This window comes from Streptomyces sp. NPDC050485 (assembly GCF_044458185.1).
In the GTDB taxonomy this organism is placed as follows: Bacteria; Actinomycetota; Actinomycetes; order Streptomycetales; family Streptomycetaceae; genus Streptomyces.
Genome location: NZ_JBITHR010000005.1, coordinates 239811 through 266119 on the forward strand (window position 1 = coordinate 239811; position 26309 = coordinate 266119).

The 26309-nt window shown below is 71.2% G+C and carries 25 protein-coding genes; 8 read left to right on the plus strand and 17 right to left on the minus strand.

Translation table 11 applies throughout. The features are described 5' to 3' along the window. Positions 1-102 precede the first annotated feature (102 nt). From ACIBK6_RS12915 to ACIBK6_RS12925, 3 genes are read right to left on the minus strand one after another with little or no spacing between them, the layout of a single operon-like run. Entirely contained in the window at positions 103-888 is a 786-nt protein-coding gene (locus ACIBK6_RS12915; RefSeq protein ID WP_399051235.1) for a 3-oxoacyl-ACP reductase, read from the minus strand. Between the two features lie 6 nt (positions 889-894). Continuing rightward, positions 895-2265 carry an aldehyde dehydrogenase family protein gene (locus tag ACIBK6_RS12920; protein ID WP_399051236.1) on the minus strand — a complete coding sequence of 457 codons (1371 nt, stop codon included), beginning with the start codon at positions 2263-2265 and terminating at the stop codon, positions 895-897. An 8-nt stretch (positions 2266-2273) separates the two neighbouring features. Then, entirely contained in the window at positions 2274-3638 is a 1365-nt protein-coding gene (locus tag ACIBK6_RS12925) for a glutamine synthetase family protein (protein WP_399051237.1), read from the minus strand. A gap of 77 nt (positions 3639-3715) precedes the next feature. Here ACIBK6_RS12925 and ACIBK6_RS12930 point away from each other — a divergent pair, with 77 nt between their 5' ends. From ACIBK6_RS12930 to ACIBK6_RS12945, 4 genes are all read left to right on the plus strand, one after another. Then, the gene (locus tag ACIBK6_RS12930; RefSeq protein WP_399051238.1) at positions 3716-4471 is read left to right on the plus strand and encodes a FadR/GntR family transcriptional regulator; all 756 of its coding nucleotides are present in this window, start codon (positions 3716-3718) and stop codon (positions 4469-4471) included. Positions 4472-4611: 140 nt separating this feature from the next. Next, complete coding sequence (gene eat, locus ACIBK6_RS12935) at positions 4612-6063, plus strand: ethanolamine permease (RefSeq protein ID WP_399051239.1); 1452 nt, start codon at positions 4612-4614, stop codon at positions 6061-6063. Between the two features lie 29 nt (positions 6064-6092). After that, positions 6093-6779: a gamma-glutamyl-gamma-aminobutyrate hydrolase family protein gene (locus ACIBK6_RS12940; RefSeq protein WP_399051240.1), complete on the plus strand. Its 687-nt coding sequence runs from the start codon at positions 6093-6095 to the stop codon at positions 6777-6779. A gap of 312 nt (positions 6780-7091) precedes the next feature. After that, positions 7092-7775, plus strand: coding sequence for a GNAT family N-acetyltransferase (locus ACIBK6_RS12945; RefSeq protein ID WP_399051241.1), 684 nt, complete (start codon positions 7092-7094; stop codon positions 7773-7775). Positions 7776-7795: 20 nt separating this feature from the next. Here the strand turns inward: ACIBK6_RS12945 and ACIBK6_RS12950 are convergent, their stop codons facing one another. Next, positions 7796-8725, minus strand: coding sequence for a LysR family transcriptional regulator (locus ACIBK6_RS12950; protein ID WP_399051242.1), 930 nt, complete (start codon positions 8723-8725; stop codon positions 7796-7798). A gap of 70 nt (positions 8726-8795) precedes the next feature. Between ACIBK6_RS12950 and ACIBK6_RS12955 the strand changes: the two genes are divergently transcribed. Then, positions 8796-9908: a TDT family transporter gene (locus tag ACIBK6_RS12955; protein ID WP_399051243.1), complete on the plus strand. Its 1113-nt coding sequence runs from the start codon at positions 8796-8798 to the stop codon at positions 9906-9908. Between the two features lie 5 nt (positions 9909-9913). Here ACIBK6_RS12955 and ACIBK6_RS12960 read toward each other — a convergent pair whose 3' ends face one another. The 4 genes from ACIBK6_RS12960 to ACIBK6_RS12975 all read right to left on the minus strand — a co-directional run bounded on the left by ACIBK6_RS12960 (position 9914) and on the right by ACIBK6_RS12975 (position 14267). Continuing rightward, a complete protein-coding gene (locus ACIBK6_RS12960) occupies positions 9914-10627 on the minus strand; it encodes a helical backbone metal receptor (RefSeq protein WP_399051244.1) in 714 nt (237 codons plus the stop codon). Next, positions 10627-11181, minus strand: coding sequence for a helix-turn-helix domain-containing protein (locus tag ACIBK6_RS12965; protein ID WP_399051245.1), 555 nt, complete (start codon positions 11179-11181; stop codon positions 10627-10629). Before ACIBK6_RS12965 ends, ACIBK6_RS12960 begins: the two co-directional genes overlap by 1 nt. Before the next feature lie 226 nt (positions 11182-11407). Next, entirely contained in the window at positions 11408-13207 is a 1800-nt protein-coding gene (locus ACIBK6_RS12970) for an ABC transporter permease/substrate binding protein (protein ID WP_399051246.1), read from the minus strand. Continuing rightward, the gene (locus ACIBK6_RS12975; RefSeq protein ID WP_399051247.1) at positions 13200-14267 is read right to left on the minus strand and encodes a glycine betaine/L-proline ABC transporter ATP-binding protein; all 1068 of its coding nucleotides are present in this window, start codon (positions 14265-14267) and stop codon (positions 13200-13202) included. Before ACIBK6_RS12975 ends, ACIBK6_RS12970 begins: the two co-directional genes overlap by 8 nt. A 230-nt stretch (positions 14268-14497) precedes the next feature. Between ACIBK6_RS12975 and ACIBK6_RS12980 the strand changes: the two genes are divergently transcribed. Both ACIBK6_RS12980 and ACIBK6_RS12985 read left to right on the plus strand, forming a co-directional pair. Next, complete coding sequence (locus ACIBK6_RS12980) at positions 14498-15406, plus strand: 5'-3' exonuclease H3TH domain-containing protein (protein WP_399051442.1); 909 nt, start codon at positions 14498-14500, stop codon at positions 15404-15406. A gap of 49 nt (positions 15407-15455) precedes the next feature. After that, on the plus strand, positions 15456-16301 hold the full coding sequence (locus tag ACIBK6_RS12985; protein WP_399051248.1) for a siderophore-interacting protein: 846 nt from the start codon (positions 15456-15458) through the stop codon (positions 16299-16301). A gap of 161 nt (positions 16302-16462) precedes the next feature. Here ACIBK6_RS12985 and ACIBK6_RS12990 read toward each other — a convergent pair whose 3' ends face one another. The 3 genes from ACIBK6_RS12990 to ACIBK6_RS13000 form a co-directional block, all read right to left on the minus strand. Next, entirely contained in the window at positions 16463-17284 is an 822-nt protein-coding gene (locus ACIBK6_RS12990; protein ID WP_399051249.1) for an ABC transporter permease, read from the minus strand. After that, positions 17281-18291, minus strand: a complete 1011-nt coding sequence (locus ACIBK6_RS12995) for an ATP-binding cassette domain-containing protein (RefSeq protein ID WP_399051250.1) — start codon at positions 18289-18291, stop codon at positions 17281-17283. Before ACIBK6_RS12995 ends, ACIBK6_RS12990 begins: the two co-directional genes overlap by 4 nt. Positions 18292-18489: 198 nt before the next feature. Further along, positions 18490-19158 (minus strand): PadR family transcriptional regulator, encoded by a 669-nt coding sequence (locus ACIBK6_RS13000; RefSeq protein ID WP_399051251.1) that lies wholly within the window; start codon positions 19156-19158, stop codon positions 18490-18492. Between the two features lie 226 nt (positions 19159-19384). On the opposite strand from ACIBK6_RS13000, the gene ACIBK6_RS13005 reads away from it, so the two are divergent. Then, entirely contained in the window at positions 19385-20278 is an 894-nt protein-coding gene (locus ACIBK6_RS13005; RefSeq protein WP_399051443.1) for an ADP-ribosylglycohydrolase family protein, read from the plus strand. A gap of 194 nt (positions 20279-20472) precedes the next feature. Here the strand turns inward: ACIBK6_RS13005 and ACIBK6_RS13010 are convergent, their stop codons facing one another. The 6 genes from ACIBK6_RS13010 to ACIBK6_RS13035 all read right to left on the minus strand — a co-directional run bounded on the left by ACIBK6_RS13010 (position 20473) and on the right by ACIBK6_RS13035 (position 26303). Next, entirely contained in the window at positions 20473-23301 is a 2829-nt protein-coding gene (locus tag ACIBK6_RS13010) for a DEAD/DEAH box helicase (protein WP_399051252.1), read from the minus strand. A 45-nt stretch (positions 23302-23346) separates the two neighbouring features. Continuing rightward, a complete protein-coding gene (locus ACIBK6_RS13015; protein WP_399051253.1) occupies positions 23347-24279 on the minus strand; it encodes a diacylglycerol kinase in 933 nt (310 codons plus the stop codon). A 37-nt stretch (positions 24280-24316) separates the two neighbouring features. Then, complete coding sequence (gene tatC, locus ACIBK6_RS13020) at positions 24317-25273, minus strand: twin-arginine translocase subunit TatC (RefSeq protein ID WP_399051254.1); 957 nt, start codon at positions 25271-25273, stop codon at positions 24317-24319. A gap of 70 nt (positions 25274-25343) precedes the next feature. Continuing rightward, positions 25344-25628, minus strand: coding sequence for a Sec-independent protein translocase subunit TatA (gene tatA / locus ACIBK6_RS13025; RefSeq protein ID WP_399051255.1), 285 nt, complete (start codon positions 25626-25628; stop codon positions 25344-25346). A 211-nt stretch (positions 25629-25839) separates the two neighbouring features. Beyond that, on the minus strand, positions 25840-26037 hold the full coding sequence (locus tag ACIBK6_RS13030) for a hypothetical protein (RefSeq protein WP_399051256.1): 198 nt from the start codon (positions 26035-26037) through the stop codon (positions 25840-25842). 11 nt (positions 26038-26048) lie between these two features. After that, positions 26049-26303 carry a hypothetical protein gene (locus ACIBK6_RS13035; protein WP_399051257.1) on the minus strand — a complete coding sequence of 85 codons (255 nt, stop codon included), beginning with the start codon at positions 26301-26303 and terminating at the stop codon, positions 26049-26051. Between the last annotated feature and the right edge of the window lie 6 nt (positions 26304-26309).

Below are 26309 nucleotides of genomic sequence, written 5' to 3' on the forward strand. Positions count from 1 at the left end.
GCTCCTGTCATGGGGAAGATCATCACGGACGGTAGACAGAACAGCCGGGCGTCGTGCGACGCCCGGCTGCCTTGTGCATGACCTTGAAGTGAACAGAGGGGTTTAGAGGGGGGTGACGTACGCCCCCGAGATCCCGCCGTCGACCAGGAAGTCGGTGGCGTTGATGAACGAGGAGTCGTCGCTGGCGAGGAAGGCGACCGCCGCCGCGATCTCGTCGGCCTCGGCGAACCGGCCCGCCGGAATGTGCACCAGGCGGCGCGCGGCGCGCTCCGGGTCCTTGGCGAACAGCTCCTGGAGCAGCGGGGTGTTGACCGGCCCCGGGCACAGCGCGTTGACCCGGATGCCCTCGCGGGCGAACTGCACGCCCAGCTCGCGCGACATCGCGAGCACGCCGCCCTTGGACGCGGTGTACGAGATCTGCGAGGTGGCCGCGCCCATGATGGCCACGAACGAGGCGGTGTTGATGATGGAGCCCCGGCCCTGGCGCTGCATGTAGGGCAGCGCGGCCTTGCAGCACAGGTAGACGGAGGTGAGGTTGACCTCCTGCACCCTGCGCCAGGCGTCGAGCCCGGTGGTGAGGATGGAGTCGTCGTCGGGCGGCGAGATGCCCGCGTTGTTGAACGCGATGTCGACGCTGCCGTAGGTGTCGAAGGCCGTCTTGAAGAGCGCCTCGACCTGTTCCTGGTCGGTGACGTCTACCTTGACGAAGGTGCCGCCGACGGCTTCGGCGGCGGCCTTTCCGGCCGTCTCGTCGATGTCGCCGCAGACGACGTTGGCGCCTTCGGCGGCCAGGCGCTTGGCGGTGGCGAGGCCGATGCCGCTGCCGGCGCCGGTGATGACGGCGGTGCGGCCGGCCAGGCGGCGGCAGATGATGGCGTCAGAAGACATGGTGGTTCAGGCCTCCGTGCTGATGAAGACGTTCTTGGTTTCGGTGAAAGCGGTGAGGGCGTCGGGACCGAGTTCCCGGCCGAGGCCGGACTGCCGGTAGCCGCCGAAGGGCGTCGAATAGCGCACGCTGGAATGGGAGTTGACCGAGAGGTTGCCCGCGGCGACGCCTCGGGACACTCGCAGCGCGCGGCCGACGTCCCGGGTCCAGATCGAACCGGAGAGCCCGTACTCGGTGGCGTTGGCGAGCCGCACCGCGTCCGCCTCGTCCTCGAAGGGGAGCACCACGGCGACCGGCCCGAAGACCTCCTCGACGGCGGCGGGCGCGTCGGCGTCAAGGCCCGTCAGGACGGTCGGCGGGAACCAGAAGCCGGTGCCCTCGGGCGCGCTGCCGCGGATGCCGGGTGCGCTGTCGGGCACGTAGGACCGGACGCGCTGGAGCTGGACCTTGGAGATCAGCGGGCCCATCTGGGTCTTCTCGTCGGACGGGTCGCCGACCACGATCTCCTGGATCGCGGGGGCGAGCAGCTCCAGGAAGCGGTCGTACGCGGTGCGCTGGACCAGGATGCGGGTGCGGGCGCAGCAGTCCTGGCCGGAGTTGTCCAGGAACGACATGGGGGCGGCGGCCGCCGCCGCTGCCACGTCCGCGTCGGCGAAGACGATGTTGGGGCTCTTGCCGCCGAGCTCCAGGGTCACCCGCTTCACGCGGTCGGCGCACTTGGCCATGATCCGCTTGCCGACCCGGGTCGACCCGGTGAAGACGATCTTCGCGACGCCGGGGTGCTCGACGAGCGCGTCGCCCGCGATCCTGCCCGCACCCGGCAGGACCTGGAAGAGGCCTTCGGGCAGCCCTGCTTCCAGGGCGAGTTCGGCCAGCCGCAGCGCGGTGAGGGGGGTGGTCTCGGCGGGCTTGAGGATCACCGCGTTGCCGGCGGCCAGGGCGGGGGCGGCGCCCCAGGCGGCGATCGGCATGGGGAAGTTCCAGGGGGCGATCACGCCGATCACGCCGAGCGGTTCGAGGATCGTGATGTCGAGGCCGCCCGCGACCGGGATCTGACGGCCGCTCAGTCGCTCCACTCCCCCGGCGGAGAAGTCGAGCAGATCACGGACGTTGCCCGCTTCCCAGCGGGCGTTGCCGATGGTGTGCCCGGCCTCGCGGACCTCCAACTGGGCCAGTTCCTCGATGTGTTGGTCGACGGTGGCCGCGAACCGGCGGAGCAGCCTGGCCCGGTCGGCAGGCGCCGCGGCCGCCCAGCCGCGCTGGGCGGCCCGGGCCCGTACCACCGCCGCGTCGACATCGGCGGCGGTGGCGCCCGGGACGGTGGCGATCACCTCCTCGGTGGCCGGGTTGAGCACCTGAAGCTCGTACGCAGTGGACAAGTCGTTCCTCACAGGCGTTCGAAGGAGCGGCGGAGCTCCCAGTCGGTCACCGCGGCGTCGAACGCGTCGAGCTCGACCCGCGCCATGTTGCGGTAGTGCGCGACGACTTCGTCCCCGAAGGCGGCCTTGGCGATGGGGCTGTTCTCCCACAGCTCGGCGGCCTCGCGCAGCGTGGTGGGGACGTGGGCGTAGTCGCCGGTGTAGGCGTTCCCGGTGCAGGCCTCGGGGAGTTCCAGCTGGTGCTCGATGCCGTACAGGCCGGCCGCGACGAGTCCGGCGACGGCGAGGTGCGGGTTGACGTCGCCGCCCGGGAGCCGGTTCTCGAAGCGGGTGGCGGGGCCGTGGCCGACGACCCGCAGCGCGCAGGTGCGGTTGTCGTGGCCCCAGGCGACGGCGGTGGGCGCGAAGGAGCCCGGCTGGAAGCGCTTGTAGGAGTTGATGTTCGGCGCGTACAGCAGGGAGAAGTCGCGCAGCGCGGCCAGCTGGCCCGCGAGGAAGTGGCGCATGACCGGCGACATGTGGTCGGGGCCGTCGCCCGCCATCACGTTGCGGCCGTCCTCGTCGGTGAGCGAGAGGTGGATGTGGCAGGAGTTGCCCTCGCGCTGGTCGTACTTGGCCATGAAGGTGAGCGAGACGCCCTCCTGGGCGGCGATCTCCTTGGCACCCGTCTTGTAGACGGCGTGCTGGTCGCAGGTGACCAGGGCCTCGTCGTAGCGGAAGACGATCTCGTGCTGGCCGGGGTTGCACTCGCCCTTGGCCGACTCGACGGTCAGGCCCGCGGCCTGCATCTCGTTGCGGATGCGGCGAAGGAGCGGCTCGATGCGGCCAGTGCCGAGCACCGAGTAGTCGATGTTGTACTGGTTGGCCGGGGTGAGGCCCTTGTACCCGGCGTCCCAGGCCTGCTCGTAGCTGTCCTTGAACACGATGAATTCGAGTTCGGTGCCGACCTGGGCGGTGTAGCCGAGCTCCGCGAGCCGCTCCAGCTGGCGGCGCAGGATCTGGCGGGGGGCCGCGACGACCGGTGAGCCGTCGTTCCAGCCGAGGTCCGCGATGAGCATCGCGGTGCCCTCGTTCCACGGGACGCGGCGCAGTGTCGCCGGGTCCGCGTGCATGGCGAAGTCGCCGTAGCCGCGCTCCCAGGAGGACATCGCGTATCCGTCGACGGTGTTCATCTCGGTGTCGACGGCGAGTAGGTAGTTGCAGCCTTCGGTGCCGTGCGCCAGGACTTCGTCGAGGAAGAACCCGGCCGCGAAGCGCTTGCCCTGCAGTCGCCCTTGCATATCGGGGAAGGCAAGAACGACAGTGTCGATCTCACCGCTCGCGACGAGGGCGCGCAGCTCCTCGATCGAGAGCGGGGGTGTGCGGTCTGCCACGGGATGCTCCTCCTTGGGTCAGCCGAGAGCCATAAGGTATGGGGTAAGACCATTGATTGGGAAGGGGAATCCACGACGTGGCGAAGAAGATCGACTCGGCGGCCGGTGCGGACGGCAGGACGCCGGACGCCCTCGTCCCCGTACTGCGGACCGTACGGGCCGGGAACGGCTTCGAGGAAGCGCTGGAGCAGATTCTCCAGCTGCTGCGCCTGGGACTCGTGCCGCCGGGTGAACGGCTGCCGTCCGAGCGGGAGTTGGCGGAACGCATGGGGATCAGCCGGGTCACCCTGCGCGAGGTGCTCAAGGTGCTCCAGGACCAGGGCCTGGTGGAGAGCAGGCGCGGCCGGTACGGCGGCACGTTCGTGCTGGCCAGACCCGGCGAGGGGGGCGGCGAGGTCGAACTGCGCCGCCGCGTCGCCTCGGTGGACGTGGAGGACATCCTCCGATTCCGGGAGGTCCTGGAGGTCGGCGCGGCCGGGCTGTGCGCGGCGCATGGCCTCACCGAAGAGGGCGCCGGGCGGCTGCGGGCCGCGCTCACCGCGACCCATGACGCCGAGCTCACCGACTACCGCCGCCAGGACACCCTGCTCCACCTCACCCTGGCCGAGCTCTCCGGATCGCCCACGCTCACCGCCCAGTACGCGGCCGTGCGGGCCACCGTCAACGACCTCCTGGACTGCATCCCGCTCCTGGTCCGCAACCTGGAGCACTCGCAGCACCAGCACACCGCACTGGTCGAGGCGGTGCTCGACGGCGACGCGGACGGGGCGCGGGAAGTGATGCGGGAGCACTGCGGGGGCACGGCGGCGCTGCTGCGCGGCTTCCTGACCTGAGCAGCCCCCGGGCGGCGTTCACCCCGGATTTCCGTAACCGCGGTTTTACGTACACCCCTTGCGCTGACCCCTACCCTCCGGCAAAGGTATGCAGCCGAACCATTGACCTGATCTTCCTTGACGATCATCTGGAGCGGCTCATGGCCGAGGGCACCGACCTCCGCACCGCACCACCCACGTCCGCACCGGACGACTACCTGCACCGGCGCACCCTGCGCCGCGGCAGCGCAGGCTGGCTGCTGCTCACCGGGCTCGGCGTCGCCTATGTGGTGTCGGGCGACTTCTCCGGCTGGAACATCGGCCTCTCCAAGGGCGGCTTCGGCGGACTCGCCGTAGCCACCCTCCTGATGGGCATCATGTACGCCTGTCTCGTCTTCTCGCTGGCCGAACTCTCCGCCATCCTGCCCACCGCGGGCGGCGGTTACGGCTTCGCCCGCCGGGCGCTCGGCACCTGGGGCGGCTTCCTGACCGGCACCGCGATCCTCATCGAGTACATCCTGGCGCCCGCCGCGATCTCGCTCTTCATCGGCGACTACGTCCAGTCGCTCGGCCTGTTCGGCCTGACCTCCGGCTGGCCCGTCTATCTCGCCTGCTTCGCGATCTTCATCGGGATCCACCTGTGGGGCGTCGGCGAGGCCCTGCGCTTCAGCCTCGTGGTCACCGCGATCGCGGTCGCCGCCCTGCTGGTCTTCGCCGTCGGCGCCTTCACCGACTTCGACGCGGCCCGGCTCAACGACATTCCGGTCGACGCCTCGGCGCTGGGGGCCAGCTCGTGGCTGCCGTTCGGGGTGCTCGGCATCTGGGCCGCGTTCCCCTTCGGGATGTGGTTCTTCCTCGGTGTCGAAGGGGTGCCGCTGGCCGCCGAGGAGGCCAAGGACCCGGTGCGGTCCATGCCGCGCGCGCTCGCCATCTCGCTGTCGGTCCTCGTACTGCTCGCCGTGGTGACCTTCTTCGCCGCGACCGGGGCGCACGGCTCCGACGCGATCAAGGGCGCGGGCAACCCGCTGGTCGTCGCGCTCCAGGGCGACGGCGGCCCGACCGCGCTGAGCCGCTTCGTCAACTACGCGGGCCTCGCGGGCCTGGTGGCGTCCTTCTTCTCGCTGATCTTCGCGGGCTCGCGCCAGCTCTTCGCCCTGTCCCGGGCCGGCTACCTCCCCCGCTTCCTGTCTCTGACCAGCCGCCGCAAGTCGCCGTACCTGGGCCTGCTGATCCCCGGCGCGATCGGCTTCGCGCTCGCCGCCTGGAGCGGCAACGGCGGCCGGATGCTGAACGTCGCGGTGTTCGGCGCCACCATCTCGTACGCCCTGATGGCGCTCTCGCACCTGGTGCTGCGGCGCCGCGAGCCGGGCCTGGCGCGGCCCTACCGCACGCCCGGCGGGGTCCTGACCTCGGCGATCGCCTTCGTCCTCGCGCTGTCCGCGCTGGTGGCGACGTTCCTGGTGGACAAGGACGCCGCGTTCATCGCCCTGGGCGTCTACGCGATCGCGCTGGCCTACTTCGCCTTCTACAGTCGCCATCGACTGGTCGCCCACGCGCCCGAGGAGGAGTTCGCCGCCCTGGCCGCCGCCGAGGCCGAACTCGCCCGGGACTGAACACCGCCCAACGAACGGAGACCGCCGCCGTGTCCAAGCCGCTCATCGGCCTCAGTACGTACCAGGAGCCCGCCCGGTGGGGCGTGTGGGATATGCCCGCCGCCCTGCTGCCCGCCGCCTATCCCCGGCTTGTCCGGGCGGCCGGCGGACTCGCCGCGCTGCTGCCGCCCGACGACGACCCGGCGGCCGCGGCCGAGGTCGTGGCGCGCCTGGACGGCCTGGTCATCGCGGGCGGGGCCGATGTCGAGCCGGTCCGGTACGGGGCTGAGCCGTCGCCCCGTACCGGTCCCCCCGCCCGGGACCGGGACGCCTGGGAACTCGCCCTGATCGACGCGGCACTGGCCTCGGGCACCCCGCTGCTCGGCATCTGCCGGGGCCTCCAGCTCCTCAACGTGGCGCTGGGCGGCACCCTGGTCCAGCATCTGGAGGGGCACACCAACGGGCGGGGCGTGTTCGGCTCGCACACCGTCAAGCCGGTGCCGGGCACGCTGTACGCGTCACTGGTGCCCGAGGCATCCGACGTGCCGACGCACCACCACCAGTGCGTGGACCGGCTCGGCACCGGCCTGGTGGCCTCGGCCCATGCCGAGGACGGCACGGTGGAGGCCGCCGAACTGCCCGGCCCCGGCTGGGTCCTGGGCGTCCAGTGGCATCCCGAAATGGGCACGGACACACGCGTGGCCCAGGGGCTCGTGCGGGCCGCGTCCACCCGCTGAAGCCCCAGCTCAGACCCGCTGCCACGGCCTCGGACCCGGTTGGGTCCGGGGCCGTACGACACGCCCGGAAATCATCACCTCTCCGAGGGGGTGACGATTGGGCGGTCGTCCGGGTATCTTCCTCTCGCCGCCCCTCATCGGGCGGATTCCCCGAGACTCCTCGCCTTCACCTGGCCGCTCGTTCCTCTTCGCGCACTCGTTCCTTCCTTGGCCATTTCACGGACACATCCTGACCGGGTGTCTCCGTGTTCCCCGCTTCCTCCGCCCATCGGCGGGGAGGCTCCGCCGCGCCCCGAAGGACCTGAAGGCCCCGTGCCCGCACCCGTCATCCTGTCGGGCCGTTCCGTACGGCTCGAACCGCTCACCGCGTCCCACGCCCCGGCCCTGGCCGCCGCCGCGGCGGCCGACCGGACCTCGTACGCCTTCACGCCGGTACCGCACGGACTCGAAGCGGCGCACGCCTACATCCAGAGCGCCCTGGCCGACCAGGAGGCCGGCCGGTCCCTGGTGTTCGCGACGGTGCGGGCCGGCGACGGGCTGGTCGTCGGCTCGACCCGGTTCTGCGAACTCGACTACTGGGACGGGCCCGTGGTGTGGCCGCCCGCGCCGCGCGGCCCGCTGACCGGCGCCGCCGACGCGGTCCCGGACGCGGCCGAGATCGGCGGCACCTGGCTCTCCGCGCACGCCCAGGGCACCGGCATCAACACCGAGGCCAAGCTGCTGATGTTCCAGCACGCCTTCGACACCTGGCGGGTACGCCGGATCTCGCTGCGCGCCGACGCCCGCAACACCCGCTCGCGGGCCGCGATCGAACGTCTCGGCGCGGTGTGCGAGGGAGTGCGCCGGGTCCACACCCGGGGCCTGGACGGACTCGTGCGCGGGACGGCGTTCTACTCGGTCCTCGACGAGGAGTGGCCGGTGGTGCGGCACACCATCGAGCAGCGCCTGGCCCGGGCCCGCCAGGACACCAACGGCCTTCGCCTCGTGCCCGCCTGACGCTGCGTCACATACGTGCGTCAGGCGTTTCGGGTCAGGGAGAGCAGGTCGCGGGCGGGCCCCGCCGGCAGCGGTCCCTGGCGCCACACCGCGCGCAGATCGCGCCGCAGCCGTACGCCCTCGACCGGGACCCGCACCAGGCGGCGGGCCGCCAGCTCCTCCCCCAGGGCGAGTTCGCTGAGCACCGAGGGGCCCGCACCGCTGACGACGGCCGCCTTCACCGCGGTGGTGGAGGCGAGTTCGAGGAGCGGTTCGGCGAGACCGCCGTGGGCGGCGAGCGCGGCGTCCAGGACCTGGCGGGTGCCCGAGCCCTGTTCGCGCAGGATGAGCGGGGTCGCGGCCAGTTCCGCGGGGGCCAGCGGGTGCCGTCTGCGGGCCCACGGGTGCGAGGGGGCCGCGACGACGACCAGGCGGTCGTGGCCGATGACCGCCGAGTCCAGGCCGGCGGGCACCCCGAGCCCCTCCACGAAGCCGAGTTCGGCCTCGTCGGCGAGCAGCCGCTCCGCGACCACGGCCGAATTCCCGGCGCTGAGCGACACCGCGGTGCCGGGCCGCTCCGCGCGCAGCGCGATCAGCCAGCCGGGCAGCAGGTACTCGGCGATCGTCATGCTCGCGGCGACCCGCAGCCGCGAGTCCCGGCGGCCCCGCAGCGCCTGCGCGCCCGCGTCGAATGCCTCGGCCGCCTCCACGACCCGCCGCGCCCAGTCCGTCACGAGGACGCCCTCGGCGGTGAGCCGGGATCCGCGCGGCGAGCGGTCGACGAGTGCGACGCCCAGCAGCCGCTCCATGGAGCGGACCCGGCTGCTGGCGGCGGGCTGGGTGATGCCGAGGTCGCGGGCCGCCCGCCCCAGACTGCCGTGCCGGGCGACCGCGAGCAGCAGTTCCATCGCGCCCAGGTCCGGCACCCGGTGGGCCAGTGGGTTGGTGTCCTCAGGACCGTTCAAGCTCATAAACCCAGCTTATGGGCTCATAGCCCCGGCAGGCGTGGCGGGGGCCGTTGACCGGGACGAAGCTGGATGCATGGCCACCATCGCGCAACCGCGTCCCCGCACCCAGACCCCCGCCGCCGCGCGGCGCCCCGCCCTTCGCCACCTCGGCCCGAACTGGTACGCGGCGGTCATGGGCACCGCCATCATCGCGAACGCGGGTGCCGGTCTTCCCTTCCACATCCCGGGCCTTCCGGTGATCTGGGCGCTCTCGCTGGCCATGCTCGTGGTGCTGCTCGGCGCCCGGGCCGGGCACTGGCTGCACCATCGCGACCAGGCCCGCGCGCATCTCCTGGACCCGACCGTGGCACCCTTCTACGGCTGTCTGGCGATGGCGTTCCTGGCCGTCGGCATCGGCACCCTGACCGTCGGCACCGACGTGATCGGCGAGAGCGCGGCCGTCCCGCTGGCCTGGGTGCTGTACGGCGTGGGCACCCTGATCGGCCTGGCCGCCACCGTGGCCGTCCCGTACCTGATGGTCGTGCGCCATGACGTGGCACCCGGCAGCGCGTCCCCGGTCTGGCTGCTCCCCGTGGTCGCGCCGATGGTCTCGGCCACCCTCGGCCCGCTGCTCGTCCCCCACCTCCCCGCGGGCCAGGCCCGCGAGGCGCTGCTGCTCGGCTCGTACGCGATGTTCGGCATGAGCCTGCTGGCCACCCTGGTCATCCTGCCCGCGGTGTTCTCGCGCCTGATCCACCGGGGTGCGCTGCCCCTCTTCCTCACCCCCACCCTGTTCCTGGTGCTCGGCCCGCTCGGCCAGTCCACCACCGCCGTGAACAAGCTGGCCGATGTGGCCCCCGGCGCCATCGCCGCCACGTACGCGAACGGAATGGGCGCCTTCGCCGTGCTGTACGGCGTGCCGGTGATGGGCTTCGCCCTGATGTGGCTGGCGCTCGCGGTGGCCATGGCCGTCCGGGCGGCCCGGGGCGGCATGCGCTTCGCGATGACCTGGTGGGCCTTCACCTTCCCGGTCGGCACCTGTGTCACCGGCGCCGAGGGCCTCGCCCACCACACCGGGCTCGACGCGTTCGACTGGCTGGCGGTCGCCCTGTACGCGCTGCTTGTGACCGCCTGGCTGGTGGCCGGATTCCACACCGTACGCGGCCTGGTCAACGGCAGGCTGCTCGCGGCCCCCGTGAAGAAGTAGGAGCCTCAGCCGCTGATCCGGAGCGCCGCGCCGAGTACGGCCGGAGCTTCGGCCAGTGACGGCCCGTACCAGGTGAGGTGGCGCCCGGAGACGAGTGCGGCGGGCAGCCCGGGGAAGGCCTCCGGGCCGTCCTCGCGCGTGAAGCGGTACGGCTCGTCGGGCAGCACCACCAGCTCGGCTCCGGCCGCGTTCAGCTCGTCGATCCCGACGCGGGGGTAGCGCTCGGCGTGGCCGGCGTAGAGATTGCGCACGCCGAGCCGGGCCAGCAGGTCGCCCGCGAAGGTGTCCCGGCCGAGCACCATCCAGGGGCGCCGCCAGACCGGCACGACGGCCCGCCGTTCCGCGCCCGCCCGCACCCCGGCCCACGCCGTTTCGGCCGCGTCGAGCCAGCCCGGCCTGGCGAGACCGCAGCCGTCGACCAGGACCCGCTCCAGCTCGGCGAACGCCTGCGGCAGCGAGCGGACCTCGGTGACCAGGACGTCGAGCCCGGCCGCGCCCAGCGCCGCCAGATCGGCGGCCCGGTTCTCCTCCTCGTTGGCGACGACCAGATCCGGGGCGAGCGCCTCGATGGCCGCCACGTCCGGGTTCTTGGTGCCGCCGATGCGTACGGCGTCGAGCCCGGCGGGGTGGCTGCACCAGTCGGTCGCTCCCACCAGGAGCCCGGGTGCGGTGACCGCGACCGCTTCCGTCAGGGACGGGACGAGGGAGACCACCCTCATCAGTGCCGGGTCTCCTCGATGGCCTCGATGTGGTCGGCGACCGCCACGACCAGGATCCGGGTGCCGGGCAGGGCGGCCCGCCAGCGGTGCCGGACCCCGCCGGACAGGCACAGCGTGTCACCGCGTTCCAGCCGGTAGGCGCGGCCCTCGGCCTCGACCTCGGCGGCCCCGTCGACCACGTACATCAACTCGTCGTTGCGGTGCTGGAATTCGCGCCCGGTGTCCTGCTCGCCGGTGAACTCCATGGCGTGCAGCTGGTGGTGGCCGCGCAGCAGGGACCGGACGCCGGGGGCGTCCGCTTCGGGCTCGGCGCGGACCACGTCGACGGTGCGGGTGCAGTCGGCGGCGTCGTACAGGTCGCCGACCGTGGTGTTGAGGGCGTCCGCCACGCGCTGGAGGGAGCGGGCGCTGGGGCGGGCGCGCTCGTTCTCGATCTGGCTGAGGAAGGGCACCGAAAGGCCGCTGCGCTCGGCGACCACGGCGAGGGTGAGGCCCAGGCTGCGGCGCAGGCGCCGCACCGCCACCCCCACCCGAAGAGTTTCCTTGTCGTCCATCTCCCGGGCTCCCTCCCTGTCACTCGCTCCGCGTCCGCACCGGCTGCGTTCCCTGCACCCTACGCAGCTTCGGCTCCCGAGGGGACCGTCACGCCAAGATCACCGAGGGTACCGGCCGGGATCAGGCCGGATCACGACGCTCCGCAGCCGTGGCCGGAGGACCGGCCACGGCTGCGGAAACGGGAGGTGCGAGGGAATCCGCTCCCAGGAGGGAGGGGGTCTGCTCCTAGGAGACCGGGGTCCACTTGTCGGCCAGGCCCGGGTTCTCCTTGAGCCAGGCGCGCACCGCGTCCTGCTCCTTGCCCTTGCCGGTCGACTGGATCTTCGCCTCAAGACTGGTGAGCTGCTTCTCGTCCATCGTGAAGTTCTTCAGCCACTTGTCGACCTCGGCGTTGTCGGCGCCGAAGCCCTTGCGGGCCAGGGTGTGCACACCGTCGCCCTTGCCCCAGACGCCCTGGGGGTCCTTGAGCTTCTTCAGGTCGTAGGTGTTGTACGCCCAGTGCGGCGACCAGAGCGGAACCACGATGGGCTCCTTCTTGGCGTACGCCCGCTTCAGCTCGGCCAGCATGCCCGGCGTGGAGCCGTCGACGACCTTGTACTCGCCGTCCAGGCCGTACTCCTTGAGGATCTTGTCCTTCAGGATCCCGGTCTCGCCGGCGCTCGGCTCGATGCCGACGATGCGGTTCTGGAACTCGGCGCCCTTGCCCTTGAGGTCCGCCAGCGAGTCGACGTCCTTGACGTAGGAGGGCACCGACAGCTCCAGGGAGGTGGGCCCGTACCAGGAGCCCAGGTCCTCCAGCTTGTCCTTGTACTTCGCCCAGTACTGGGCGTGGGTGGTGGGCAGCCAGGAGTCGGTCTCGAAGTCGATCTGGCCGCCGGCCATGCCGGTGTAGAGCGCGCCGGCCTCGTACTGCCGGGCGTCGACCGTGAAGCCGCGCCGCTCCAGGAGCTCCTTCCACAGGAAGGTGGAAGCGACGCCCTCGTCCCACGGGATGTAGCCGAGCGAGATCTTCCTGCCCTTGCCCACGTCCTTGGCGCCCGTGGCGGTGGCCGTGTCCGAGGAGCCGAACATGCCCATGCCGCCCGCGACGAGCGCGAGGACGACCACGCCGACGACCGCGACGGCGGGCTGCGGACGGTAGTTCCAGATCTTGAGACCGCCGGTGGCGGCCTTCGCCCTGGCGAGCGCGCGGCGGCCGAGCGGCGAGACCTGACGGCTCAGCGCGCCGGTCATCCGGTCCAGGTACATGGCGAGGACGACGATGGAGATGCCCGCCTCGAAGCCGAGGCCGATGTCGACGTTGCCGATGGCCCGGTACACGGCGCCGCCGAGGCCGCCGCCGCCCGCCATGCCCGCGATGACGACCATCGAGAGGCTGAGCATGATGACCTGGTTGATGCCCGCCATGATGGTGGGCAGCGCCAGCGGCAGCTGCACCCGCAGCAGCGTGTTGCGCGGCGTGGTGCCGAACGCCTCGGCCGCTTCGACGAGTTCGCCGTCGACCTGGCGGATGCCGAGCTCCGTCATGCGTACGCCCGGAGGCAGCGAGAAGACGATGGTGGCGATGATGCCGGGGACGACGCCGACGCCGAAGAAGATGATGCCGGGGATCAGGTAGACCATCGCCGGCATGGTCTGCATGAAGTCGAGGACCGGCCGCAGGACGGCGCTGACCGTCTTGGAGCGCGAGGCCCAGATGCCGAGCGGGATCGCGATGACCAGCGTCACGATCGCCGCGACGAGCACGAGCGACAGCGTCGACATCGTGTCGTCCCACAGCTGGATCGAGTCGATCAGCGCGAATCCGGCGAAGGTGAGGACACCGGCGAGCAGTCCGCGCAGCCACCAGGCGACGACGGCGAGGATGCCCGCGAAGAGCAGCGGCTGCGGCCAGTCGAGCACCGCGTTGATGCCGTCGTACATGCCGTTGACGACCTGGGTGATGGCGTCGAACAGCCAGGAGAAGTGGTGCTGGAGGAAGTTGACGGCGCTGTCGACCCAGTCGCCGAGGTGGAGCCTAGGCATGGGCGGCCACCTCCTTCATCGAGCAGGCGACCGGGCCCTGCTTGTCGTCCCCGAGGAAGGCGATGAGCCGGTCCTGCGGTACGACGCCGAGCAGCGAGCCGTCGGAGTCCTTCACGGCGACCGGGTGCGGGACCCGGGCGGCCACCGTGCACACGTCGGCGACGGGGGTGCCGGGCAGCACGGTCTCGCAGTCGCAGTCCCCCGCGTCGGGGCGGTGCGGGGTGGTCATCACGGACAGCGCGGTGAGCACCCGGGAGCGGTCGACGTCCTGGATGAAGGAGGCCACGTAGTCGTTGGCCGGGGTCAGCAGGATGTCCTCGGCGCTGCCGAGCTGGACGATCCGGCCGTCGCGCATCACGGCGATCTTGTCGCCGAGCCGCATGGCCTCGTTGAGGTCGTGCGTGATGAACACGATCGTCTTCTTGAGGCGCTTCTGCAGTTCGAGGAGCTGGTCCTGCATGTCGCGCCGGATCAGCGGGTCGAGGGCGCTGAACGACTCGTCCATCAGGAGCAGGTCGGCGTCGGTGGCCAGCGCCCGGGCCAGGCCCACGCGCTGCTGCATGCCGCCGGAGAGTTCGTCGGGCCAGGAGTCGCCCCAGCCGGCCAGGCCGGTCAGCTCCAGGGCCTCGGCAGCGCGCTTCTCGCGCTCCGCGCGCGGGACGCCCTGCACTTCGAGGCCGTACGCGGCGTTCTCCAGGACGCTGCGGTGCGGGAACAGCGCGAAGTGCTGGAACACCATGCTGATCTTGGTGGAGCGGACGGTGCGCAGCTCGCGGGCGGACAGGCTGGTCAGGTCCTGGCCGTCGAACAGGACGCGGCCCGCGGTGGGCTCAAGCAGTCCGTTGAGCATGCGGAGCAAGGTCGATTTACCGGATCCGGAGAGACCCATGACGACGAAGATCTGGCCGGGATCGACCGTGAACGATGCGTCGATCACCGCCGCGGTCGTCCCGTCCGCCCGCAGCTCGTCGCGGCCGGCGCCGCCTTCGAGCTCGCGGACGGCTTCGCCGGGTCGTCTGCCGAACACCTTGTAGAGCTGCTCGGCTTGCAGCCTGGACACATACACCTCACGGGTCGAACGAAAACGGCCCGCATCCCCCGTGCGCGGGCCGTGGAGCGGGCGGATTCGGTCCGCCGCCCAAGAAATGGTTGAAATCCATACTTGGGTCCGCTCCGGCGTCGCGCCTGCCCCGCTTCAGCGGGAGCAAACGCAACCGTGACCCAGTTCACTGATGGCGCGAGGTGAGTGTCAGTGGGGTGCGGCATCATCGGGGTGTGACGCGACGCCTGATGCTCCTCGACACCGCCTCCCTCTACTTCCGGGCCTATTTCGGAGTCCCCGACACGGTCAGGGCCCCGGACGGCACGCCGGTCAACGCCGTGCGCGGCCTGCTCGACTTCATCGGCCGGCTGGTCCAGGACCACCGGCCCGACGAGCTGGTGGCCTGTATGGACGCGGACTGGCGGCCGCACTGGCGGGTCGAGCTGATCCCCTCCTACAAGACGCACCGGGTGGCGCGTCAGACCCCGGCGGGCCTGCCCGACGAGGAGGAGGTCCCGGACACCCTGGCCCCGCAGGTCCCGGTGATCGAGGCGGTCCTGGACGCGCTGGGCATCGCCCGCATCGGCGTCGCGGGCTACGAGGCGGACGACGTGATCGGCACGCTGGCCGCCCGCGCTCCCGGTCCCGTCGACATCGTCACCGGCGACCGCGACCTGTTCCAGCTGGTGGACGACGAGCGCGGGGTGCGCGTGCTGTACCCGCGCAAGGGTGTGGGCGACTGCGACCTGGTGGACGACGAGATGATCCGTACGAAGTACGGGGTGCGGCCCGATCAGTACGCGGACTTCGCCGCGCTGCGCGGCGACGCGAGCGACGGGCTGCCCGGCGTGAAGGGCGTCGGCGAGAAGACCGCCGCCCAGCTGATCTCGGAGTACGGCGACCTGGCGGGTGTCCGCACGGCCGCCGCGGACCGCTTCTCCCGGCTGACCCCGGCCAAGCGCAGGGGAATCCTGGAGGCCGCGGACTACCTGGACGTCGCGCCGAAGGTGGTGCGGGTCGCGCTGGACGTGCCCCTGCCGGAGTTCGATGCCGCGCTGCCCTGCGAGGCGCTCGACCCGGCCACGCTGGACGAACTGGTGGCCCGGTGGGGGCTGGGCGGAGCGGTGGGGCGTGTGCTCTCCACTCTCCGCCACTGAAGTGCTAACTTAGGTAATCCTAACTAGTAGTGGATCAGGGGAGCGCACTGTGGCAGAACGCCCGTCTCGCACAAAGCCCAAGGCCAACGAGGCGCGAGTGGTGCGCACCGAGCGCCTCACCCCGCACATGGTGCGGGTCGTCCTGGGGGGCGAGTCGCTGGCCGGGTTCGCCGTCGGCGAGCACACCGACCACTACATCAAGCTGCTGTTCCCGGCCGAGGGCGTGAGCTACCCGGAGCCCTTCGACATGGAGCGGATCCGCGCCGAGTTCCCGCGCGAGCAGTGGCCGAGCACCCGCGCCTACACCGTACGGGCCTGGGACGCGGTGCTCGGCGAGCTGACGGTGGACTTCGTGGTGCACGGTGACGAGGGCCTGGCGGGGCCCTGGGCCACCCGCGTCCAGGCCGGCGAGACGGTGCGCTTCCTCGGCCCCGGCGGCGGATACGCCCCGGACCCGGCGGCCGACTGGCATCTGCTCGCCGGTGACGAGAGCGCGCTGCCCGCGATCGCGGCGGCCATGGAGCGCCTGCCCGCGGACGCCGTGGTGCATGCCTTCGTCGAGGTGGCCGGCCCCGAGGAGGAGCAGAAGATCACCACGCCGGACGGCACCACGGTGACGTGGCTGCACCGGGGCACGGCCCCGGTGGGTTCCGAACTGGTCGGCGCCATAAGGGAGTTGGAGTTCCCGCCCGGCGATGTGCACGCCTTCGTGCACGGCGAGGCCGGATTCGTGAAGGAGCTGCGCCGGCTGCTCCGCATCGAGCGGAACGTACCGCGCGAGCGCCTGTCCATCTCCGGATACTGGCGCCTGGGCCAGGACGACGACGCCTGGCGCGCGACGAAGCGGGAGTGGAACGCGCAGGTGGAGCGCGAGCAGGAGGCTCCGCCGGCCTGAAGCAGCCACGCGGAGCCCCCTGCCCTGATCGACCCGCTCCCCCGCAACCCCCGGCGCTCCCCCGCCGGGGGTTGCGCCGCTTCCGGGACGGCTGCCCCCCGCCCCCTCCCCTCCGTACATCCGGGCCGACGCGCCCGCGGGAGTCGGCGTACCGGCCGGGTCTACACCGACTTCTGGTACGAGCGGAACGTGCGGGTCGACAGCCACACCGCGATGACGGCCAGCGCGAGGAGTGCGCCTCCGCGACCGAGGACGATGCCCCAGTCGGGGTCCGCGGACATGGCCGAACGGCCCGCCACCATGCCCCAGTTGAGCGGGTTGAAGTCGGCGATGTGGCGCATCCAGGACGGCATCTGGGACGGCGCCATGAACGCCGAGGACAGGAAGGTCAGCGGCAGCAGCAGGAAGGTGTTGATGCCGATGATCGACTCGCGCTGGCGGACCAGCATGCCGAGCGCGTTGGAGAAGGCACCGAAGACAGTACCGAGCAGGATCGCGGCGACGGCGAGGATGAGCACACCTCCGAACCCGCCCGGGTAGTCGGCACCGCCGAGCTTGCCGAGCAGCAGGATGATCACCGTCTGGACGGCGATGCTGATGCCGTTCTGCACCACGTTGGCGTTCATCAGGGCGCTGCGGCTGACCGGCGTGGTGAGGAAGCGGTTGAGGGTGCCCCGCTCGATCTCCTCCAGGGTGCCCATGCCGGCCCACATGCTGGAGCCGAGCGCGCTCATCAGCACGATGCCGGGCACCAGGTAGTCCAGGTAGGAGGTGGTGCCGAAGCCGCCGAGCTGGACGACCTTCTTGAAGAGGTTGCCGAACAGGAACAGCCAGATCACCGGCTGGATGAGGGTGATCAGGAGATAGGCGGGCTGCCGGAAGATCGCCATCAGCTGACGCTGCGTCATGTACCAGGTCTGGGCAAGGGCGTTGGAACCCTTGAGGCCGCTGCTCGGGGTCCGGGTCACGGTGTCGGTGGTCATCGCGCATCTCCCGCGGTGGCGAGGACGGAGGCTTCGGCTGCCGCCTCGGCATCGGCGTAGCGGCGTCCGGCATGGCGGAGGTAGACGTCGTCGAGGGAGGGCCGGGCGACGGTCGCAGCGGCGACGGATGCTCCGGCCCGCTCCAGGGCGGCGAGCAGTACGGGTACGGCGGCCGCGCCGTCGTCGGCGCGGGCGCTGACGCGGCGGCCGTCGAGCAGCACTTCGTGCACCCCGGGCAGCCCCGTGAGCGCCGCGCGCAGCAGCGACCGTTCGGTGACGGCCTCGCGCAGCTCCACATGGACGGCGTCGCCGCGGAGTTCACCCTTCAGCTCGTCGGGCGTGCCCTCCACGACGACCCGGCCGCGGTCGACGATCGCGATCCGCTCGGCGAGCCGGTCGGCCTCTTCGAGGTAGTGGGTGGTGAGCACGATGGTGAGCCCCTCGTCACCGGCGAGGCGGGAGATCTCCTCCCACATCGCGGTGCGGGCCTCGGGGTCGAGCCCGGTGGTCGGCTCGTCCAGGAACAGCACCTCGGGCCGGTGCACCAGGCCGAGCGCCACGTCGAGGCGGCGCTGCATGCCGCCCGAGTACCCCTTGACGATGCGCTTTCCGGCGTCGGCGAGGCCGAACCGCTCCAGGAGCTCGTCCACCCGGCGGCGGAGTGCCGCACCGGTCAGACCGTACAGCCGGCCCTGGAGCTGGAGGTTCTCGCGGCCGGTGGCGACGGGGTCGGCGCCGGACTTCTGCGCCACCACGCCGATCGCGCGGCGGACCCGGTCGGGGTGGCGCAGCACATCGTGCCCGGCGACGGTCGCGGTGCCGCTGTCGGGCCGCGCGAGGGTGGTGAGGATCTTGACGGTGGTGGACTTGCCGGCGCCGTTGGGCCCGAGCAGTCCGAAGACCTTGCCGGCTTCGACGGTGATGGCCATGCCGTTGAGGGCGGTCACATCACCGGGGTACGTCTTGATCAGGTTGCGCGCCTCTACTGCGGGCGCCCGGGTGCTCATGACGGGGCTCTCCTGTGGTGAGCGGGGATGGTCGGTGGTGACGGACCGATCCGCGTGAGGAGCGCCGGGCTATCCTTGGCGTGCCGCACCCTCGATCGCCTGGCCTGCTCCGCGCGGGTCCGGTCCTGGGTCGCAACCCCGGCGTGGACTGCTGCAACAGTCCGTGCCGGGGTTCTTCTGTGAACGGTGCGTCCGCGGCTAGTGGGCGTCCGCGGACTGCGTACGGGAGTGGTCCTCCTCCAAGTCCCGCCATTCCTGCGGGACTTCACCGGTGGAATGCAGACTGCGCCATCCGTCGAGGCCGCTGAGGGTGCCCTCGGCGATCTCCTTGAGGAAGCCGCGCACCCACTCCGCCTCGGCGTCCATCATGTGGAGCTGGTACTCGGTCTCCACCAGGAACATCCGGGGCAGCGTCTCGCACAGTTTCCGCAGGACTCCCCTGAGCCCGGCGGCCTGCACTTCCAGCGTGCTGAGCCGCTGCTCAAGCAGCGCGGTCACCTCGTCGGGCGGCAGTACGCCCATGAGGGACAGCGCCGTCTCGAAGATCGGGAACTCATGCACGGGCACCGAGACGATGTCCGCCATCCAGTGCAGCATCTCCTCGCGGCCCGTCGCGGTGAGGGCATAGAGGGTGCGCTCGGGGCGGTTGCCCTGCCGCTGCACCTCGGAGACCTCGACGAATCCATGTTTTTCGAGGTTCTGGACGACGGTGTAGAGCGATCCGTAATTGATCTTGATGCTGTACTCCTTGCCGCGCCGGCGCAGAGTCTGGGCGATCTCGTACGGATGCATCGACGGCCGCTCGGAGAGCAGCACCATGACAGCCAGCGCCAACGGGTTGTTGAGCTTGCGCCGCCTGACCGCCATGACCATCACCCCGTTCCCGAATACTCGTAGCCGAACATATCTCGACAGGTCGCGTGTCGTCAACCGCGATGTATCGCGAATCCCCGCCCCCCGGCGCGCGGCGGAAAACCGTTCGCGGCCCCGCCAAGCCGGTGGCTAGCGTGAAGACGTGACCATCGAAGACCCCGAAGTCCCGCGACGCAGCCCTGATGAGCGCACCGGCATCGCCGATCGAGCGGCGGGTGCCGTGGTCGGCTCGGCGGTGGGCGACGCGCTGGGGGCGCCGTTCGAATTCGGGCCGCCCGGGGTGTATTCGGCACGGTTCCCCGACGGCATCGGCACGATGTGCGGGGGCGGCGGCTGGGACCCGGGCGAGGCGACCGACGATACGCAGATGGCCGTGCTCGTGGCCGAGTCCCTCCTGGAACACGGCGGCCTCGAACTCGCCGACATCTTCCGGCGGTTCCAGCGCTGGGCGGCGGCGGAGCCCAAGGACATCGGGCTCCAGACCGAGGACGTCCTGACCAACGGCGAACCCTGGGATCGCGCGGCCGCGCTGCACTTCCAGGTCAACCGGCATGCGGCGGGCAACGGTTCGCTGATGCGGGCCACCACGTCCGCCGTCTACTTCGCGGACGCCGGACGCGAGGCGACGATGGCCGCGGCCCGCCGCATCGCGGCACTTACCCACGGCGACCGGGCGGCCTGGGAAGGCACGGCGATCTACCACGACCTGGTACGGGTCGCGCTGAGCGGTGCCGATCCGCTCAGCGCCGTGCCGGACGCGCTGGCCGCCGTGCACCCCGACCACCGGGCCCGCTGGTCGGCGGTCCTGGCGCCCGACTGGCACCCCGACGACGCGACGGAGTTCAACGGCGCGGTGTGGCCCTGCCTCGGCTCCGCCCTCTGGGCACTGCGCACGACGGACTCCTTCGAGCAGGCTCTGGGTGCGGCGATCGATCTGGGCGGCGACACGGACACGGTGGCCGCGGTGACGGGCGGCCTGGCCGGCGCCCGCCACGGCCTGGCGGCCGTGCCCGCTCGCTGGGCCGCCGCGCTCCACGTCCCGCTGCCCGGCTTCGGCAGCCGGGTGCTGGGGGCGGGCGAACTCACCGATATGGCCCGGGAGTTGGCGAGGTAGGCGCTCACCTCGTACGGGAGTTGGTGGGCCAGGAGCTACCTCATGGGGCACCAGGGGCAGGATGATTCAGCTCCGCTGCCGCCCGGCCGCCGACGTCCCTTGATGGTCGGGACGCGCCACATGTGAAGCCCCGGCGGACATGGGGGCGGCCCCCACCGAACGCCCGTGGGGGCCGCCCCGTACTGCCGATCCGCTCAGCCCACGGAGCTGTAGGCCACCACACCGCGCAGCAGCGCGTCGACCGCCCTGCGGGCGTTCTTGGCGACGGTGCTGTTCTCGCGCGGGGCGGCGGCCGCGATCTGGCCGAGGACGTCGATGACCTGCTTGCACCAGCGGACGAAGTCGCCCGCGGGCATGTCCGCCTCGCGGAGCACCTCGTCGAGGCCCTTGTCGGAGGCCCACTGGTAGGCGGCCCAGGCGAAGCCGAGGTCGGGCTCGCGCTGGCCGACGCCCTCCGCCTGGTTGATCTTGTGGTCCTCCTCAAGGGCGTCGAGCCGCCCCCAGATCCGCACCATTTCGCCGAGCGCGGCCTTGGCCTTGCCGGAGGGCGTCTTGGGCGCCACGGCATCGTCGGACTGCCGCGCCTCGTACACCAACGCCGATACGCAGGCGGCCAGTTCGGCCGGGGTCAGGCCCTCCCAGACGCCTGCGCGCAGGCATTCGCTGGCCAGGAGGTCGAGTTCGCCGTAGAGGCGGGCGAGCCGTCTGCCGTGCTCGGTGACCTCGTCGTCGCGCAGGTAGTCGAGCTCGGTGAGCAGCGCCACGATGCGGTCGAAGGTGCGCGCGATGGTGTTCGTACGCCCCTCGATGCGCCGCTCCAGCTGCTTGGTGTCGCGCTGGAGGCGGTGGTAGCGCTCGGCCCAGCGCGCGTGGTCCTCCCGCTCGTCGCAGCCGTGGCAGGGATGGGCGCGCAGGGCGGTCCGCAGCCGGGTGATCTCACGGTCGTCGGCCGCTTCGGAGCGGGCCTTGCGGTGCCGCTCGGGGACGATGTGCCCGGCCTTGGTGCGCAGCGCGGACGCCAGGTCCCGGCGGGACTGCGGCGAGCGCGCGTTGAAGGACTTCGGGACGCGCATCCGCTCCAGGGCCTCGACGGGCACCGGGAAATCTATGGACGCCAGCCGCTTGACCTGCCGCTCGGCGGTCAGGACCAGGGGGCGCGGCCCGTCGTGCTGCTCGAAGCCACGGTGTCCGTTGGTGCGGCCGGCGGGCAGCCCGGGATCAAGGACGAGGGCGAGACCCGCGAACTTGCCGGTCGGTACATGGATGATGTCGCCCGGCTTGAGCTTTTCCAGAGAGGCCGCGGCGGCCGCCCGGCGCTGCGCAGCGCCGTGCTTGGCGAGCTCGGTCTCGCGGTCCTTGAGGTCGCGCCGCATCCGCGCGTACTCCTCGAAGTCCCCGAGGTGGCAGTGCATGCCCTCCCGGTAGCCTTCGAGGCCCTCTTCGTTGCGCTGCACCTGGCGCGAGATCCCGACGACGGACTTGTCGGCCTGGAACTGCGCGAAGGAGGTCTCAAGCAGCTCGCGCGAGCGGTGCCGGCCGAACTGCTGGACCAGGTTGACGGCCATGTTGTACGAGGGCTTGAAGCTGGAGCGCAGCGGGTAGGTGCGCGTGCCGGCCAGGCCCGCGAGCGCGCCCGGGTCCATGCCGCGCTGCCACAGGACCACCGCGTGGCCCTCGATGTCGATACCGCGCCGCCCGGCCCGGCCGGTGAGCTGGGTGTACTCGCCGGGGGTGATGTCGGCGTGCTGCTCGCCGTTCCACTTGACGAGCTTCTCCAACACCACTGAACGCGCGGGCATGTTGATGCCGAGCGCCAGGGTCTCGGTGGCGAAGACGGCCTTCACCAGGCCCCGTACGAACAGCTCCTCCACGACCTCCTTGAAGGTGGGCAGCATGCCCGCGTGGTGGGCGGCGATGCCGCGCTCCAGCCCTTCGAGCCATTCGTAGTAGCCGAGGACGTGCAGGTCCTCGCCGGGGATGGAGGCGGTGCGCTCCTCGACGATCTCGCGGACCTTCTGGCGCGCTTCCTCGTCGTTGAGCCGCAGGCCCGCGTACATGCACTGCTGGACGGCGGCCTCGCAGGCGGCGCGGCTGAAGATGAAGGTGATGGCCGGCAACAGGCCTTCGGCGTCGAGCCGTTCGATGACTTCGGGGCGGCCGGGTGTCCAGATCCGGGAGCGCGAGCGGCGCTCGCGCTCGCGGTCGGCCTCGCGGACCATCTTGCCGCGGCGCCGGTCGCGCGGGTTGTACGTCTTCTGGTTCTCCATCCGCGCCATGCGCAGCAGGTCGGGATTGACCTCGCGTCTGGCGACCCCGCGGCCGCCGTGGTCGGACTCCTCCTCGAAGAGGTCGTGCATCCGGCGCCCGGCCATGACGTGCTGCCACAGCGGCACGGGTCGGCTCTCGGAGACGATCACTTCGGTGTCGCCGCGGACCGTGTCGAGCCAGTCGCCGAACTCCTCGGCGTTGGAGACGGTCGCGGAGAGCGAGACCAGGGTGACCGATTCGGGGAGGTGGATGATCACCTCTTCCCAGACGGCGCCGCGGAAGCGGTCGGAGAGGTAGTGCACCTCGTCCATCACCACGTAGCCGAGGCCGATGAGCGCCTGGGAGCTCGCGTACAGCATGTTGCGGAGCACCTCGGTGGTCATGACGATCACGGGTGCGTCGGCGTTGACGCTGTTGTCACCGGTCAGCAGGCCCACCTTGCCGGGGCCGTAGCGCCGGGTGAGGTCGGCGTACTTCTGGTTGGACAGCGCCTTGATGGGCGTGGTGTAGAAGCATTTGCGGCCCTGCTGGAGGGCCAGGTGCACGGCGAACTCGCCGACGATGGTCTTGCCGGAGCCGGTGGGGGCGGCGACGAGCACGCCCTTTCCGGCTTCGAGGGCCTGGCAGGCCTCGATCTGGAAGGGGTCCAGATCGAAGTCGTACAGGTCGCGGAAGGGTGCGAGCGCGGTGGCCTGCTCGACGGCGCGGAGCCGGGCAGCTGCGTACGCTTCGGCTGGTGAGAGGTCCTCTGTCATCTTGTCTTCGAGCCTACCCGCCGCCTCTGACAGAGGTCGCGATCTTTATCGGGGACCGGGACCGCCGGCCTTCCGGCCGGGCGCCGGTACGGGTGCCAATACCCGCACGGCACCGCGTACACACTCCGCGGTGAGCGGGAGCGGACCGAGCGGTTCCCCGTCGGCGTATCCGGTGATGCCGTCGGCGGCGAGGGTGATCGAGGCGACGCGGTGGGTGGTGACCGCAGGGTGGCCGAGGTGGGTGCCCCGGTAGACCTTCGGGAAGACCTTGATGAGCGTCGTACGGGAGCAGTCGCCGACGACCGTGACGTCGAAGAGGCCGTCGGTCAGGTCGGCGTCGGCGCAGATGCGCATGCCTCCTCCGTAGGAGGAGGCGTTTCCGACGGCGACGAGGCTTGCCTCGATCTCGCGGGTCTCGCCGTCATCGAGGGTGATCTTGTACGGGACCGGCTTGAAGGCGGCGAGTTCGGCGAGCATCGCGAGGTCGTACTTGAAGCGGCCGCTCGGCCAACTCATGCGGTTGCCGCGGTCGTTGACCCGGGAGTCGAAGCCGGACGCGAGGACGGTCGCGAACCAGCGGTCGCCGGTCCGGCCGAGGTCGATGTCCGTGATGTGCGCGCCCTTGAGGGCTCCGGCCGCGAGCGCTCCGGCGCGGGCTGGGTCGCGTATCGGCAGGCCGAGGGCGCGGGCGAAGTCGTTGCCGGTGCCGACGGCGACGACACCGAGCGGGGTCGAAGTGCCCGCGACGGCCTGGAGGGCGAGGTTGACCATGCCGTCGCCGCCGACGGTGATCAGCGCCCCGGTGCCGCCCTCGACGGCCTCGCGGGCGCGGCGCAGGGCGTCCTCGGCGTTCTCTCCCAGGACGGTGCGTACGGAGAACCCGGCGGCCCGCAACGCGGAAGCGGCCGGTTGCGCGGCGTGCGCGCCCCGGCCGCGTCCCGCGGTGGGATTGACGAAGAGGGTGATCTCGCTGGTCACCCGCCGGACCTTACAAGCTCCGGTGATCACGTCAAGGTCAGGTGATGTCGTCGTATCCGCCCAGCTTGCTGGACCGGCCGCCGTCGGACTGCTCGGGCAGGGCCGGGGGCGAGGTCACGGGTTCGACGGCGCCGACGTCCTCGGGGGTGAGGTCGAGGTCGGAGGCCTCGTCGTCGCCGGGACCGGCCTCGGCGCGCTGCTTGCGGCGCTTGTCGTTCATCATGGCGATGCCGACGGCGACGAAGTAGAGGGCGACGATCGGGGCGGCGAGCGACAGCATAGAGATCGGGTCGACGGTCGGCGTAGCGAAGGCCGCGAAGATCGTGACACCCATGATCATTCCGCGCCACCAGCCCAGCATCCGGCGGCCGGTGAGGATGCCGCTGAAGTTGAGCATGATGAGGAAGAGCGGCAACTCGAAGGAGAGGCCGAAGACGATGATCATGCGCGTGACGAGGTCGAGGAGCTCGTTCAGCGGCAGGAGGTTGGCCACGCCCTGCGGCGTGAAGTCGAGCAGCACCCGGGCCGCGGCGGGCAGCACGTTGTACGAGAACCAGCCACCGGCGACGAAGAGCGGGAAGCCCGCGGCCACGAAGCCCAGCGAGTACTTCTTCTCGTGCTTGTGCAGACCGGGCGCGACGAACGCCCACAGCTGGTAGAGCCAGACCGGGCTGGCCGCCACGACACCGGCTACCAGCGACACCTTGATCATCAGGGTGAACGGCCCCATGAGGCCGGACATCGTGATGTTGCCGCAGGTCTCGCCGTCGCCCTTCTTGGCGAGTTCGGAGAAGGAGACCTTGCAGTCGACGGCGGATTTGATCGGCTCGGTGATCACTTCCACGATCTGCTTGTAGTAGAACGCCGCCACCACGGCGCAGACCAGGATCGCGAACACCGACTTCGCGAGCCGGTTGCGCAGCTCGCGAAGATGATCCGAGAGCGGCATCCGCCCCTCGGGGTCCTTCTGTTGTGTGCGGGCAGACTTGAGCAACCCACGTCCTCATCTCGTGCGGCAGGTCGCTCTGGTCACGGAGGTGAACAGCGCCTGCTTCGGCCCGGTGTCAGCGCTGCGTGGAGTCCGTCGGCTCGGTCACCGGACGCGCGCTGTTCACATCGCCGGGAGCGGACTGGATGGTGCGCTGGGCCGGCGGCTGCTCACCCGGGGCCGGCGGGTCGGCCGGGGCCGTCTGCTGCCCCTCGGCCTTCATGGCCTTGGCCTCGCTCTTGAGGATGCGGGCCGACTTGCCGAGCGACCGCGCCATGTCCGGGAGCTTCTTCGCGCCGAACAGCAGGAAGACGACGATGAGGATGAGAATGATCTCGGGGGCGCCGAGCCTTCCGAACATAAGCGTTTACCTTCTCACCGAGGCTGCGTGGGGTGGGGCTGTGGGCGGCGGCCGGACTGGTGTCCGACCGCCTTACGTGCAGCGATCGTAACGCGCAGGGGTGAACGCCGGGCAATCCCCGTGCGTACTCCCCTTCGCGGGCCGTGCCTCGCTGCCTGGACCGCGTTGTGCAGCGTACCGCCCCGAAACGTACGACATCAGAGCGCACCGGTCATCTCAGCGTTTCCCCGGCACCCGCGAGGTCGACCGCGGCGCGCTCCAGGTCCTCGGCGGCGCGATTGATCTTGCGGGTGGTCTCGGCCACTTGGCGGCCGAGCCGCTGCGCCTCGACGAAGACCTTGACGGCGAGGACGCCGAGCACGGCGATCCCGAGGAAACCGAGGGCGATGGCGGTCATCGGCCAGAACATGGATGGGGACCCTAGACGGTGGAGTGGAGACGGAGGGTGCGGACACCGCCGCCGGTGAGCAGTTCGACAATGCGCTCGCCGGCGGGCTTGCGGACGGCCGAGCCGCACTCGGGGCAGGTGAAGGAGTAGAAGGTGGTGCGGTGGCTGGCGCCGATCGCCAGCCGGAGCGCGGCCGCGCCGAGCTCGAAGCGGCCGCGGCACTCCGGGCAGGCGGCCTTGAAGAGGACCGGGATCACGGGACGGGAAAGACCGGGCAGCACCGACATGTTCCG